Below are 14,323 nucleotides of genomic sequence, written 5' to 3'. Positions count from 1 at the left end.
GCGTAGATACTGCATCGGCGAAACACCATTATTCAACGTAAGATATTCAACGTAAGATTAAACTGGTAGCACAACGCGAGATTTCATGGCGATAAAGTTTATTCTGAGCGACTATGTTGACCGAGCGATCGCTTACGCAATTTATGACAAGTTAGAAGATGGTACATTTACAGGTAGAATTCCTGTTTGCAAAGGAGTAATAGCCTTTGCATCGACTTTGCGCGAGTGTGAGGATGAATTACGCTCAACCCTGGAAGACTGGATTTTGCTTGGGTTAAAGCTGGGACATTCTCTACCGGTAATTGATAATATTGACCTCAACAAGGAGCCGACCCTTGAGCCGATGGATACCGTGTAAGCGTAGGGAATTTGTCAAGAAATTACGACAACTTGGCTTTGAAGGGGCTTTTTCTGGTGCAAGACATCAGTTTATGGTGTATGGGCAACATCGCTTAACTATTCCTTCTAATGATGAGTATTCTGTACCCCAATTGCGGATGATGATTCAGGAAGTTGAGGTGATTGTCCAGAGGGAAATTACCCTGGAAGAATGGAATAGCCTTTGAATTTCCGTAGCAATGATGTTTCTTGACTCGCCGATGGAGCTTCTATGCTCATCATTCTACAATTTAAGTCGAGCGATGTCTAATACCAATTCCCGAAAATAATGAGATAGATGCGTAGGTTGGGTTCTAGCTTGCTTCCCCGTAGGGGTACGCAGTGAAACCCAACATATACAAGGCTTTGAAGTGTTGGGTTTCGTTCCTCAACCCAACCTACATTTGCATCAAATTTTTTGTGAAATGGTATAAGGGCGGGCTACGCCTACGCCCTCAGAACACCATCATTCCAACTCAGAACAAGAACATTCTCACTTAAAACAGGAAGATTCTTGTTTGGAACGCGAAACTTGGAGATTAAAGCTTGATTGATGAGGTTGGGAACATGAATTTTGCTATTGTGAAGAGAGGCGATCGCGCAAATCTTCTAAACTTTGACGACAACTAACAGTATTGGGATGATTTGCGCCTAACCGTTGCTCAAAAATATCTAAAGCTTGCATATACAACACTTCGGCTTCGCTGTATCTGTCTTGATTACAGTAGAGTGCCGCTAGGTTCTTGAGGCTGTGTGCGACATCTGGATGTTCATCTCCCAGCAGCTTGCGCCTGAGTGCCAAAGCTTCGATGAAAAGGGTTTCTGCTTCGCTGTATCTGTTTTGGTCACGGTAGAGATACGCTAGGTTATTGAGGTTAGTGGCGACATCTGGATGTTCATTTCCCAGCAGCTTGCGCCTAAGTGCCAAAGCTTGGATGTAAAGGGGTTCGGCTTCGCTGTATCTGCCTTGGTAGTTGTAGAGTAATGCGAGGTTGTTGAGGGTTTGTGCGACATCTGGATGTTCATCTCCCAGCAGCTTGCGCGTGAGTGCCAAAGCTTCGATCAAAAGGGGTTTGGCTTCGCTGTATTTGCTTTGGAAGCTGTAGATTAACGCTAGGTTGTTGAGGCTTTGTGCAACAAATGGATGTTCATATCCTAGCAGCTTGCGGTAAAGTGCCAAAGCTTGGATAGCAAAGGGTTCGGCTTCGCTGTATCTGCTTTGTAAGTTGTAGAGTCCCGCTAGGTTGTGGAGGCTTTGTGCGACATCTGGATGTTCATTTCCTAGCAGCTTACGCCTGAGTGCCAAAGTTTGGATGTAAAGGAGTTCGGCTTCGCTGTATCTGCTTTGGAAACTATAGAGTACCGCTAGGTTATTGAGGCTAGTGGCGACATCTGGATGTTCTTCTCCAAGTCGCTGACGCCTGAGTGCCAAAGCTTGTTGGTAAAGGGGTTCGGCTTCGCTGTATCTGCCTTGCAAACGGTAGAGTACCGCTAGGTTGTTGAGGATTTCTGCAACATCTAGATGTTCTTCTCCCAGCAGCTTGCGCCTAAGTGTCAAAGCTTGGATGTAAAGAGGTTCGGCTTCGCTGTATCTACCTTGGGAACGGTAGAGTTCTGCAAGGTTGTTGAGGCTAGTGGCGACATCTGGATGTTCTTCTCCCAAGCGCTTTTTAGTGACTTCTATACATTTTTCATACCAGGGTAAAGCTTGGTTATATAAACCTTGACCATCATAAAATCTAGCGTTGCCGATAAAAGGCCAAAATAAATCATCATCGCTGAGGTATTGAATGAGATGATTCGCTACTTCAGCTATATGAGGAATAGCGGGGGTAACATCATTGATTTGCTGAAGGGTGGGCAAGTCAGGAATATCTTTAGCAACTGCTACCATTACTTTGCAAAAACTTTGCTTTAATTCCTCCGCCAGTTCTAAACCTGTAAGCTGATATTGGAAAAACTCCCGCAACAGTGGATGCAATTGGTAAACTCCCTCGTCTTTACGCTGGAGTAAATGCAAATTCAATAACTTCTCATCCCGAATTTCCTCTAACTCTTCCTCATCTTCCTCTGGTAAACACTGTTCCACCAAATCCCAAGCTATAGGCGCGGGTGCAAATAAACTCAATAAACACCCCAACTGCTTATCATCATCATTTAATTCTTGCCAACTCAACTCAAAGGCTGCTAACACACCCCGTTGTGCAGTCATGTCGCCTTCTGGTTTATCCAAGGCGGGTTGCTCAAGTCGCTTTTTCTCCAACCGTCGCAACATTTCTGTTAAAGAAACGTCTGGTTTGCGTTTGAGATATCGCCCCATTAATTCCAAACCCAAAGGCAAATATCCCAACCACTCACACAACTGATTTGCAACAGCTAATTCTTGCTCAATTCGCTGTGGTGTTTCTTTCAAAAATGACTTTAATAACTCCAGTGCCGCTTGTGGTTGCAATACATCCAGGGATAATTGCTTAATAGATGCTCCCAAGGATTGGCGCGTGGTAATCAACACTTTAAACCGGGAAGATGACGAGGGTAAATAAGGCTTAACCTGCTGATATTCCCCAACATCGTCTAACACTAGCAGCACATCGCCCTCACGCCAATGCCGCCAGCAGTATTGCACTTGGGCAAAGACATCCAAACCTTCTGGTATGTTTAAATCAAGCACACTTCTGGCAAACCGCACAACTTGAATGCCCACATCACCAACTTTTGCCAGCAACCAGCAAATTCCACCCTTGTAAGTTTCGCGGTGATTCCTGGCATATTGTAGGGCAAGTTCAGTTTTACCAACTCCACCCATCCCCGCAACAGCAGCTATGGCCACTTGTTCGTTTTCCTGCAAAAGCTGGTGGAGATTTTGGAGGTCTTTTTCACGTCCAACAAACTCCACCACGCCACTCAAGGGAATATTTTCGTAAAACGTCGGCTTGGGTTTAGCTTTTCTTGCTTCAGCACGCTGCACACCTGGTTTTGCTTGCCTAAGACGTTGCCATTCTTCATCAAATTTCTTTAAGTTCCCGTCTTTGTCCCGTTTATCGCACCAAAGCGTCAGCTTAAAATGCCAATCTTCCGAACCTCGTTTATGTTCGCGCAAATCTTCCAAAACACGCAAAAACTCAGCAAGTGCTTTCAGCGCTTCTCGAACTTGTTCTTTCTCTAAACCACCAAGTTCCGCCAAAATTCTTAGCTGTGTCCTCACAACTAGTTGTTTTGGTGTTTGCCAGCTAAAGTCAATTTTAAAACGCTCAGGGTTTTCTATCTCATCATTGGCATAAGCCAACAACCTTTCTAATAGCTGCCTTACCCGCGCTTTAACATCATCACCATAGCTAACACGCGCCATCGGTTACTTTTGCTCAAATTTAGACAAAGTTTCGGGAATCCCCAAACTTAATCTAGCATCCCCAAACTCAAATCTCCGGGTATTCACCCATTACAGCCAACAAACAACTGTATTTGCTTTCACTGACTACCCCAAATCTACCGTTGCTTCAGTGTTCGAGGTGAAACAAATGCAAAAGGCAACGAAATCTATCAATATTAAAAAGCTGGTGACAGTTTTACTATTTGTAATTCCCTTAATTGCAGACTGTTTAATCCCAGGTTCGGGTATTTTCATTGAAATTACTTTTCTCATTTGGGAATTGCTGGAACCAGAGGAGACGCAAGGGGATGATTTGAAGTAAAAGTAATATGTAGAGTGCAATGTCACTTACTTAAGCTGGATTTAGATCCCCGACTTCTTGAATAAATCGAGGATCTGGGCAGCTAATAACGCTAAAGTCATAGTATGACTACTAAAATCACAAGCCAAATGCAAACTGATAAATACCCTTTTGCTCAAGAACTGATTACTGATATGGAAGGTAATATCCGCAAAGTAGTCATAGGTTTTGATGATTATCTACGGTTGTTAGAAGCTATTGAAGATGAAGGACTTATTTTAGCAATGAAGGCAGTAGAACATGAAATACCTCTAAATATAGATGAAGCATTAGCACAACTAGAACAAGAGTGATTACCCAATATATACCCAGCTTTATCAAAGATATGAAGGCTCTGAAAAGTACACCTTACTATGAGACTATTAGAACCCTTGCTTTTGAAGAAATACCACAACTATTAACCTTTGAAGAAATTACTAACCTCAAAAAACTTCAGGGTTATGAAAATGCTTATCGCATCCGTGTCGGTGATTATCGTATAGGATTTATTTTTGATGGAGAAACAGTCATATTTCAGCGAGTGCTACACCGGAAAGATATTTATCGTTATTTCCCGAAATAAAACCATCTTAATTACGAATTAGCTTAGCGTAGCGGGGCGTAGCCCATTACCAATTACAAATGCAATTTAATACCCAACTCCTACCTCGAATTAATAGCAAATCCCTAAGAGAAAATGGCAAACAATATTATGTAGATGCCAAGGGAAACCGCTTCCCTAGCGTCACCACAATACTTAATGTCACCAAACCCCAAGAAGATAGAGACAGATTATTAAATTGGAAAGCGCGTGTTGGAACAGAAGAAGCCACCCGCATCTCTACAAACGCCAGCCGTCGCGGAACTCAAACACACAAACAAATTGAGCGCTACCTCCTTGGACAAAATCCTGTTTGTCCCGAAGCCAGCCGCCCTTATTGGGAAAGTATTAAGCCAGTTTTAGAAGAAATCGACACAATAAGACTTGTGGAAGGCTCGGTTTTTCATTACGATTTGAGCTATTCTGGCAAAGTAGATTGTATTGCCAGTTATCAAGGCATTCCCTGTATTTGCGAGTGGAAAACAGCAGATAAACCTAAAGGTTCAATCGAGCATTTATACGAACATCCACTGCAACTTACAGCATACATTGGAGCAATTAACAACTATTATCGAGATTATGGCATTCAGCTAAATCATGCTTTGTTGGTAGTCGCAATTCCAGAGATGCCAGCCGAGGTATTTTGGTTTGAACCAGCAACGATTCAAAATTATTGGGAACAGTGGGAAAAAAGAGTCGCCCAATATTGGGAACGCAGAAGTATTTGGAGTTCGTGAGTGAGATTGCAAAATACCAAGCAGTTTAATTTTGTAATGGCAACACAGTAATTAACCCCGAAAACCTACCAAAATCGCCTGTGTTGTGAGTAAGTAACTGAGGAATGCCATAAACTAACATCGTAGCGACAATATTTGCATCATGAACTTGCCTACCACCAATAGGAATTTCCTCCATAAGTGTTAGTAACCTTTCTGTCACGAGTAAATTATCTTCAACCAAGCGAAAATAACTAGCAAAATACCGTACATCTGCCACTAAAGATGCAATAGGAATGTTTCCAGTTAAGTCGCCTCGTCTTGTCATTGCTGCTAAATATTCTCTCAAAGTTTGGCGACTAATCCATAAATCAATACCTTGTTCTGCAAATGCTTGAAGTCGTTCTGTAGCTTGTACATGAAATGGTGACAAGGCTAAATTTGCATAAACTAAAATATTTGTATCGATGAAAACAGAGTTATTAGTCGTTTGCATAAAGGTCTTCTCTGCGGAAGGTTAAACTTTCCGAGACTAATCCTACAGGATAGGCGGAAAATTTGAGAGGCGCTTTCTTTTGTTTGTGCTGTTCTTCTTCAGCCAAAGGCTTTTCATCAATTACTATTACCACCTGATGGTCACCCTCTGGAATATCGAATGGTAGCTGCGCTGTAATCTTACCATCTTTAGTAACTGTAGCAATTGTTTCTATACTTTTCATACTATTTCTCCTTCTTCAATCCATCACAGCTAACACTGCTTTTGGCAATAATTTATCTTTAAACCAAACGATTCTGGCGGGGACATCATTTAATTTTACTCCCGCCTTTTCTAAATTAAGTCGCTCGGAAATTGCCAAAATCAAATCATCTCGTCCAGCACGTCGCACCTGAGAAAATTTCTTTTGTAAGTATTCTGGACGCCAATAACCAACTATTTCTAATAAAAAACTACGTCCATCAGGATGCACTAGGCGAAAATCAGGAATCATGACACTACCAGGAATTGGTATTAAATCAACTTCTCTCTCTAAAGCCCAGCCACTTTTCAAAGCATCCCATTTATCAGCGAAGGATGCTTCTAGCATACTATCGTAGGGCTTTCCTGGTGGATAATGAGATACCAAACCACATTCTGAATTCAGAGTAAAACGTCCAGTTTTCCAAGTATTTGTATAGGCATCACGAGTTTGGAGAATCGAAGAAAGACTCCATTTTGTAACATGAAGTAAAGCGGGGATGAGTTTAGCGATCGCCAACCCATATCGCGTACTAGGATTAAATAAACTTGTCGGCCCGTCAATAGTAATTGTAAATCCGTGGTCGGCATCACCTTCAATATAAGCCATCAATTGAAACAACTTTAAATAGCGAAACAACAGCTTATATTCTCCCGGTACATTGCGATGAGCATTTAACACCAACTGACTCGCTTTATAAAAAACTCCCTGCACCTGAGATAAGTTATATCGATTTAATAAATCTGGTGCTGTTGGTGCATCAAAAACAGTCAAAATTTTATTCTCAGATAAATCAGCATATAATCCATTGCGAACCTGTTCCGGTAAAACTTCCCGTTCCAGTTCTTGAGTTAACTCATCAGCAACTTTACCCAAAGTAACTTGTGTAGATTCCCGACTAGAAACAGACTTTGCAGCCAGAGAAAACACCCTTTCTCTTAACATTTGTGGTTCTAAAGGACTAACCACCTCAAAAGTACAAAAACTACTTTTGAGAATATAAGCTAATCCCCGCTTGACTCGATAATCTGTCGAATCTCCTTCAAAATCAGTCAGTTGTCGCTCAAGCACACCCTGAGTTTTTCCCACCGCTGATTGAAAATAATTAATCAACTCAATCGCCAACTCCGAAGTTTTATTATCAATCTTCAGTCTCTTCGGAATAATCTCCTCCCCGTTTTGGCGATGCATCAATAACTCTGTCGGTAACATCTGCTGAATTCTGAATTTTAGATTTTGGATTTTGAATTGAATAATTAATTTCTAACTGTTCCGCCGCCTTCAAACTCTTTCCCTTCCCACTCCCATACACAACCTGCAAATTCCCCTTCTTCTCCCCTTGTTCCCTTGTCTCCTTGTCTCCTTGTCCCCTTGTCCTCTCTCCGCGTCGCCTCGCCGAAGTCCCCTCTTCACTCGTATCCTCAGCCACCACCTCATACAAAATTGCCTGCTTATTCTCAATATTTCCCTTTCTTAAAACCCTCCCCAAACGCTGAATATACTCCCTCGCCGAACCAGTTCCCGATAAAATAATTGCCACAGAAGCCGCAGGTACATCAACTCCTTCATTTAACACATGAGAAGCCACCAAAGTATTATATGTACCCTCACGAAATTTTGTTAATATTTCATGGCGTTCTTTCACCGGAGTTTGATGAGTAATTGCTGGAATTAATAACTCCTGAGAAATGCGATAAACCGTACTATTATCGGCAGTAAAAATTAAAACTCTTGCCGGATAATGTTCTGCTAATAAATTAGCTAAAATTCGCAACTTTCCATCAGTACCCAAAGCAATATCTTTGGCTTCGCGGTGCGCTAACATCGCCCTCCGCCCAGCTTGGGATCTAGCACTCATTTGCACGAACATTTGCCAACCTTGAAGACTCCCCAAAGAAATGCGAGATTGCTTTAAAAAGTCGTTGCGAGTTTGAATTAATTGATTGTATCTTTCCCGTTCTTGCTGCGATAACTTGACCTTAATTTGCACAATTTCATGTTCTGCTAACGCCTTCCCCGCCAAATCTTCAGCGCGTTTGCGATAGACTTGTTGACCAATAAGAATATTTAAATCAGCGTGTTTGCCATCAGTACGTTCTGGTGTTGCGGAAAGTCCCAAGCGATAGGGTGCGATCGCATATTCAGCAATCACCCGATTAAAATCTGTTGGTAAGTGATGGCATTCATCGAAAACAATCAACGCATATTGATTTCCAATCGCTTCGGCGTGAATTGCCGCACTATCATAAGTTGCCACCAAAATAGGTGTTTTATCCCGCGAACCACCCCCCAGCAATCCCACCTCAGCATCCGGGAAAGCCGCAACTAAATGTGCGTACCACTGATGCATTAAATCCAAAGTCGGGACTACAATCAGCGTCGTGCGGGGGGTTGACTGCATAGCCATTTGTGCTAAATAAGTCTTTCCCGCCGCCGTAGGAAGCACAACCACCCCCTGCCTACCCGCTAGTTTCCAAGCTGCTAAAGCTTCACTCTGGTGAGGGTATGGTTCCATTTCCAAACTAGAAACCAAATCTAGAGGATAAAACTCCTTTGCTTCATCGATAAAGTTCACATCTTCCGCTTGTAGTGCTTCCACGAGCGATCGGTATCTAATCGCCGGAATGCGGAATTTTTCAACTCGATCGTCCCATGTAGCGTAGTCCATCCAAGCTTTGCCGCGTGGTGGTGGATGCAAAATTAATGTGCCGCGATCGAAAGTTAATGTTGGGGTACGAGCCATAATTCTTGGGCATTGAGCATTGGGCGTTGGGCATGGGGCATTGGGCACATAAAACTCCTAACTCTTGTACAGACGCGATTAATCGCGTCTCTACTCCTAACTCTTAACTCCCCACTCCTTTGATTACTAATAACGTAAAAAGAGCATGATTCATCGAAATAACTCTGACAAAACTCAACTAGATGCGCTTATGAGTCAAGGGATGCCCCATTGGCAAATAAGCCATAGCTTTGACAAATCCTACAAACAACAGCGACAGCGCTTCCTGCTCAAGCGACTACAATTGCAGGCTCAGATTATGCTGATTGCTGGTTTGACTTTAATCGCTTTTTTCCTTTGGGTAAATTCACAATCAGAAGGCAAAATATACGCTTTTAAGATTGGTTTTATAGTAGAAATATTTATTTTGATATGTTCTATTTTATGTAAAACATCCATAGGACAACGCCATCCAGATTTAATTTTTTTGAGCTTATGCTGGTCTGTAACTTGTGTTGTTCAAATTGATATAGCGTTGCTATTTAATCATCTTGAACCAACAAACAATCTCTGGAATTTAATGTTTTTAACGCAAGCCACACTTGTGCCTGTACAATGGTGGATGCATTTAATATCACAAATTGGAACAATTTTCTGCTATTTAGTTTTATATTTATTATACAAACCTACTCTAGAAAATCCCTTAGCTTATTATGTCGAACACGGGATATATTTATTTTGGACTTGCATAATTTGTGTTTTTTCTGTTTATTTATACGAACGTTTACAAAAAAATGAATTTGACGCCCGTAAAGCGATGGAGGTAGCCCAGCAAAAATCAGAACGTCTGCTACTGAATATTTTGCCAGAAATGATTGCCGAACAATTAAAACAACAGCCAACAACTATTGCTGATAGTTTTATGGAAGTGACGGTGTTATTTGCTGATATTGTTGGTTTTACAGAACTTTCATCTCGTACATCTCCGGCGGAATTAGTTGATTTATTAAATAGAATATTTTGTTTATTCGATGAATTGGCAGAGCGTCATGGAGTGGAAAAAATTAAGACCATTGGCGATGCATATATGGCCGTTGCTGGGTTGCCAAATCAGTCTAATAATCATGCGATCGCCATAGCTAATATGGCGTTAGATATGCAAGATGCTGTAGCTCAGTTTAATGAAGAAAATAACCAATCTTTTCGCATTCGCATTGGCATCAGCACAGGGCCAGTAGTAGCAGGAGTGATTGGTCTGAAAAAGTTTGCCTACGACCTTTGGGGAGATACAGTTAATACAGCCAGCCGCATGGAATCACATGGTATCCCAGGTAGTATCCAAGTTTGCGAAGCAAGTTATCAACTTCTAAAAGATAAATATCTATTAGAAGAACGAGGTTTAATTAAGGTTAAAGGTAAAGGTGAAATGATGACTTATTTATTAATTAGTCATTAGTCATTGGTCATTGGTCATTTGTTGTTAGTTTTTCTTTGCGTCCCCTGCCCTCTGACTCTTTGCTCTTCGGCTCTCCACACTCACCACTCCCCACTCCCAGGACTAGAATGAGAATTGACGTACTCTAGTAGCCAAAGTGTCAGACTCTCTGCCATTGCGCGATCGCTATCTTGCCTTAATCGATGAAATTATCGAAACCACCCTCAAGGGCAAAATTAGCTCTGTGGAACAAGTGTATCAAATGCTGCTTAAAAACATAACTTCCGGTACAGGGGAGGTGTTTGAGCTAGTTTTGAGCGATCGCCTGAATGTTCTCCAAAGCCAAGTTGATAGCGAAAAAGACGAACTTAAAAAAGCTAAAGCTACTCGCAGTTTGAGAGCCATTAAAACCATTCAAACTCAATGGCAACGCTGGCAAGAGCAAAACAAAGCTACAGAAGCGATCGCTTTTGCAGTTACCCAAATTACTACTGCTTCTCCTAATGAGCGTCTGGCAGCATTTGTCCGTGTTACTGACCCAAATCAGAAGTATCCGCTAAATTTGCCACAATTGCAGCAGTTAGCAAAATCATTACAGCAATTTGCCCAGGTAGATACTGATTTACAACAATTTTCTGAAGGTATTACCCGTGGTTTAGCTTCTTGGCAACGCCTACAAGAAAATTTGCTCAGTTGGATGTACGAGCAAAGAGAATCTCTGGGATTTGGCGGCGTACCAGGCGAACGCGGCCCTTGGGCGAGTTGGGCTAAGCAAGTTAATAGCGAGTTACCCCAAAGACTGTTTCGCACCCTAGCGATGGAAGAATCTGCAATTGAATTTGCCGAACAGCAACGGGGTATCACCCTCAAAGATTGGGTGGAAATGGCGTTGGTTTTACAATATTTGCAACGGGGCTTAATTAACTGGTTTGACCAACAAGCTTACGACGTTAAGGCAGGGCCAAAGTTGTCCATTTCGACTTTTTTGACCTTCGCAGTCATTTGGAGTCAGTTAGCAATTGGTTTTCAGAGCATTGGTGCAGGATATAGCGATGCTTGTTCTCAAATTATGCTCCAGATTTTGCGAACCTTTGCCCAACGCTCATATTTTCCCCTTTACGGCGGGATTTTTGCCTCGTTTTCTGGCAGTTATCTGCGAAATACTCTGGACTATTTGGATGAGCCGTTGCGAACTGTGGAGGGAACCCAAGAAAAAGCTCGGATTTTGACACTTTTAGGTTATTCTCAGCGTGCTTTAGGACAATACGATCGCTCCCTTAATTTTCATCAGCAGGCGTTGGAGATAGCTAGGAATGCAGGCGATCGCCCTTGTGAAATTGCCAATCTCAACCACCTCAGCCGTACCTACGTACAACAGCAAAATTATGCTGAAGCAATTAACTACAGCCAACGAGGATTAATATTGAGTCGGCAAGCAGGCGATCGTACAGGAGAAGCAAACGCATTGGTTAATTTAGGCTACAGCGAAGTCATGCAGGCTCAACAACTGGAAAACATAGAACCAGAAACCTATGAATCCGCAATTAACTATTTGGAACAAGGTTTAAAGTTGTCAGAAAAATTAGGCGATATTCCCAGTAAAGCCTTATGTGTCAGCAGCTTAGGAATTGCTTATTTAGTAATTGGACAACATCAAACCGCAATTAAATATCTCGAAGATGCTTTTAAAATAGCGCAATTTTCCGGTGATTTTTATCTACAAGGACGCAATTTAGCTTATTTAGCTGAAGCTTATTATCATTTACAAAATACTGAAAAAACCATTTACACAGGCAGTTTAGGAATGTATCTTTTGAACCAAATTGCTTCTCGTGAATGGCGTCAACCAGCAGGTTTACTAGCAATTTTACAAGGACAAATAGGGGCAGAAGCTTTCCAAAAACTCTTACAGCAACATCGTCCTAAAATCATTGCACTTATTGGTGTAGATGGCTATGATTACATCCCGCAACTATTAGAAGAATATCAGCAAGATATGTAATGAAAGTATATAGTCTTTTCAAACCCACACGAATTTGAAAGCAAGAAGCGGAGTGCTGGGAATAATAACCGCTGTTAAATTAGTATTCTCAACGCGAATCGTTAAAACGAACGCATATGAACATCTCAGCCAAAAATGCACAGCTGGCAGCCACAACGGAAAACGATGCCCGTTGGGCAGCTGTTGTCGCCCGCAATCCTGAGGCGGATGGCAAATTCTACTACTCGGTTAAGACTACCGGCGTATACTGCCGTCCATCGTGTGCCGCGCGTCTGGCGCGACCGGAAAATGTGCGCTTCCATGCGACCTGGGAAGATGCCGAGAAAGCTGGATTTCGCCCGTGTAAGCGGTGCAAGCCCAATCGGGCTTCGGCGAACGAACAGCATATCGCGAAAATTGCGATCGCTTGCCGACTCATTGAGAAATCTGTGCAAGTGCCGAGTCTGGAACAACTATCAAAGCATGTGGGATTGAGTACGTATCATTTCCACCGTGTCTTCAAAATGATTACTGGATTGACACCGAAAGAATACGCTGCGGCTCATCGCCAGAACCGCTTGCGAAATACCCTCAACAAAAGCGGTACGGTAACGGAGGCAATTTACAACGCCGGATACAACTCCAACGGACGGTTCTACGAAACATCAGATCGGGTATTGGGTATGACACCTTCAAACTATCGCGCTGGTGGCGCTGATACAGACATACACTTCGCTGTCGGAGAATGTTCTTTGGGATCGATCCTCGTTGCCAAAAGCGATCGCGGGATTTGCGCCATTTTTCTGGGTGACGAACCAGACGCACTAATACGCGACTTGCAAGACCGATTTCCACAGGCCAATTTCATCGGCGGGGACGCCGAGTTCGAGCAGTTCGTCTCGAAAGTAGTGGGCTTTGTCGAAGCGCCAGCATTGGGGCTGGACTTGCCTGTTGATATCCGCGGCACTGCCTTCCAGCAGCGCGTGTGGCAAGCGTTACAGAAGATTCCCCTCGGTTCGACAGCTAGTTATACTGACATTGCCAAGTACATCGGTTTGCCGAAATCGGTTCGCGCAGTTGCCCAAGCCTGCGGTGCAAACCCCTTAGCAGTGGTGATTCCTTGCCATCGTGTTGTGCGTCATGATGGCACATTGTCGGGCTATCGCTGGGGCGTCGAACGCAAACGCACTCTTCTCGAACGGGAGACACGGATAGCAACGCAGCAGCCAGGACAGTAATATCAGATTTGGTTGAAGACTTAGGCATCCATTAGGATGCTCGCATTACGAATTACGAATTAAATAAGCTAGTTGTTTTAACACTTTCACGACAGTATGTAAATCATCTCCACGATTCAGTGATAGTGTGTAGGATAATGCATATTTAGGTATACTTTGTTTGCTCAATTTAATAAATTGAAATTCTCGATCGTTAGTGACAAAACCAAATACTGGTTTATCAGTTTTAGGATTAGCAAACATATAAGCTAATGCTTGGGGAATTCCCACCTCTAAAGAATACTGCGATCGCCTGGCCTAAATCACAAGCACCCAGAATAGTGGATTAAACACCAATATATCAATGCGTCCTCGGATAATTGTGCCTTCATCTTCAGAAGAAATTTCCACTTCTTCCTCAGAAGCAATGTAAAAAGGTGGTTGATAAAAACCAGCCAGACGCAATAGTGGAGAAAGTATCACCATTTTGACTACAGGTTCTAAAATGGGATATCGAGATAGATGCTGATACTCGGCTTTGATTTCTTCGAGATTTTCTTTTTCTAACTCATTGAGTTCTGGCAAATTATCCTGCCACTCACGAAAGAAGTTTTCATCATCAGCACGTTGCAAATTAAATTGCTCAATCAGTTGATTGAAACTGACATCTTTGGTCTGAATAACCTGAACCATAAATATATTCCTGAAATATACACGCCGACTCAATAGTTGTTGGTTAAGGGGAAAAGGGGAAAGGGAAAAGGGAAAGAAAAAACTTTTAACCCTTCCCCTTGAACCTTTTCCCCAAAAAAAATTCTGAGTTCAA

At 42.5% G+C, this 14,323-nt stretch carries 16 protein-coding genes; 9 read left to right on the top strand and 7 right to left on the bottom strand.

All coding sequences use genetic code 11. The features are described 5' to 3' along the window. Positions 1–85: 85 nt before the first annotated feature. Positions 86–358, top strand: coding sequence for a type II toxin-antitoxin system HicB family antitoxin (locus tag NSTC745_RS35205; protein WP_445635167.1), 273 nt, complete (start codon positions 86–88; stop codon positions 356–358). Continuing rightward, positions 336–566: a hypothetical protein gene (locus NSTC745_RS35200; RefSeq protein WP_445635166.1), complete on the top strand. Its 231-nt coding sequence runs from the start codon at positions 336–338 to the stop codon at positions 564–566. The genes NSTC745_RS35205 and NSTC745_RS35200 overlap by 23 nt, the downstream gene beginning before the upstream one ends. 389 nt (positions 567–955) lie before the next feature. Here NSTC745_RS35200 and NSTC745_RS35195 read toward each other — a convergent pair whose 3' ends face one another. Beyond that, the gene (locus NSTC745_RS35195) at positions 956–3,727 is read right to left on the bottom strand and encodes a tetratricopeptide repeat protein (RefSeq protein ID WP_445635165.1); all 2,772 of its coding nucleotides are present in this window, start codon (positions 3,725–3,727) and stop codon (positions 956–958) included. Between the two features lie 169 nt (positions 3,728–3,896). Here NSTC745_RS35195 and NSTC745_RS35190 point away from each other — a divergent pair, with 169 nt between their 5' ends. The 4 genes from NSTC745_RS35190 to NSTC745_RS35175 all read left to right on the top strand — a co-directional run bounded on the left by NSTC745_RS35190 (position 3,897) and on the right by NSTC745_RS35175 (position 5,426). Next, entirely contained in the window at positions 3,897–4,070 is a 174-nt protein-coding gene (locus NSTC745_RS35190) for a hypothetical protein (RefSeq protein ID WP_445635164.1), read from the top strand. A 104-nt stretch (positions 4,071–4,174) separates the two neighbouring features. After that, positions 4,175–4,402 carry a hypothetical protein gene (locus NSTC745_RS35185; protein WP_445635163.1) on the top strand — a complete coding sequence of 76 codons (228 nt, stop codon included), beginning with the start codon at positions 4,175–4,177 and terminating at the stop codon, positions 4,400–4,402. Beyond that, on the top strand, positions 4,399–4,671 hold the full coding sequence (locus NSTC745_RS35180; RefSeq protein WP_445635162.1) for a type II toxin-antitoxin system RelE family toxin: 273 nt from the start codon (positions 4,399–4,401) through the stop codon (positions 4,669–4,671). Before NSTC745_RS35185 ends, NSTC745_RS35180 begins: the two co-directional genes overlap by 4 nt. Before the next feature lie 59 nt (positions 4,672–4,730). After that, entirely contained in the window at positions 4,731–5,426 is a 696-nt protein-coding gene (locus tag NSTC745_RS35175; protein WP_445635161.1) for a PD-(D/E)XK nuclease family protein, read from the top strand. 25 nt (positions 5,427–5,451) lie between these two features. Here the strand turns inward: NSTC745_RS35175 and NSTC745_RS35170 are convergent, their stop codons facing one another. The 4 genes from NSTC745_RS35170 to NSTC745_RS35155 are packed head-to-tail and all read right to left on the bottom strand — an operon-like array spanning position 5,452 to position 8,885. Further along, on the bottom strand, positions 5,452–5,901 hold the full coding sequence (locus tag NSTC745_RS35170; RefSeq protein WP_445635160.1) for a type II toxin-antitoxin system VapC family toxin: 450 nt from the start codon (positions 5,899–5,901) through the stop codon (positions 5,452–5,454). Beyond that, positions 5,888–6,124, bottom strand: coding sequence for a hypothetical protein (locus tag NSTC745_RS35165; RefSeq protein ID WP_445635159.1), 237 nt, complete (start codon positions 6,122–6,124; stop codon positions 5,888–5,890). Before NSTC745_RS35165 ends, NSTC745_RS35170 begins: the two co-directional genes overlap by 14 nt. Before the next feature lie 15 nt (positions 6,125–6,139). Continuing rightward, on the bottom strand, positions 6,140–7,354 hold the full coding sequence (locus tag NSTC745_RS35160) for a DUF790 family protein (RefSeq protein ID WP_445635158.1): 1,215 nt from the start codon (positions 7,352–7,354) through the stop codon (positions 6,140–6,142). Then, positions 7,284–8,885: a DEAD/DEAH box helicase gene (locus tag NSTC745_RS35155; RefSeq protein ID WP_445638762.1), complete on the bottom strand. Its 1,602-nt coding sequence runs from the start codon at positions 8,883–8,885 to the stop codon at positions 7,284–7,286. Before NSTC745_RS35155 ends, NSTC745_RS35160 begins: the two co-directional genes overlap by 71 nt. A gap of 145 nt (positions 8,886–9,030) precedes the next feature. Between NSTC745_RS35155 and NSTC745_RS35150 the strand changes: the two genes are divergently transcribed. From NSTC745_RS35150 to ada, 3 genes are all read left to right on the top strand, one after another. Further along, on the top strand, positions 9,031–10,320 hold the full coding sequence (locus NSTC745_RS35150; protein WP_445635157.1) for an adenylate/guanylate cyclase domain-containing protein: 1,290 nt from the start codon (positions 9,031–9,033) through the stop codon (positions 10,318–10,320). A gap of 136 nt (positions 10,321–10,456) precedes the next feature. Continuing rightward, positions 10,457–12,301 carry a tetratricopeptide repeat protein gene (locus NSTC745_RS35145; protein WP_445635156.1) on the top strand — a complete coding sequence of 615 codons (1,845 nt, stop codon included), beginning with the start codon at positions 10,457–10,459 and terminating at the stop codon, positions 12,299–12,301. Positions 12,302–12,417: 116 nt separating this feature from the next. Beyond that, positions 12,418–13,518, top strand: a complete 1,101-nt coding sequence (gene ada / locus NSTC745_RS35140; protein WP_445635155.1) for a bifunctional DNA-binding transcriptional regulator/O6-methylguanine-DNA methyltransferase Ada — start codon at positions 12,418–12,420, stop codon at positions 13,516–13,518. Positions 13,519–13,563: 45 nt separating this feature from the next. Here the strand turns inward: ada and NSTC745_RS35135 are convergent, their stop codons facing one another. Together NSTC745_RS35135 and NSTC745_RS35130 are read right to left on the bottom strand one after the other, a co-directional pair. Then, a complete protein-coding gene (locus NSTC745_RS35135; RefSeq protein WP_445635154.1) occupies positions 13,564–13,788 on the bottom strand; it encodes a hypothetical protein in 225 nt (74 codons plus the stop codon). 27 nt (positions 13,789–13,815) lie between these two features. After that, positions 13,816–14,190, bottom strand: a complete 375-nt coding sequence (locus NSTC745_RS35130) for a hypothetical protein (protein WP_445635153.1) — start codon at positions 14,188–14,190, stop codon at positions 13,816–13,818. Positions 14,191–14,323: the final 133 nt, after the last annotated feature.

The sequence above is a fragment of the Nostoc sp. DSM 114161 genome, assembly GCF_052692665.1.
Note: the sequence above shows the minus strand (reverse complement) of the source record. Positions and strands in the feature narration are given on the sequence as shown.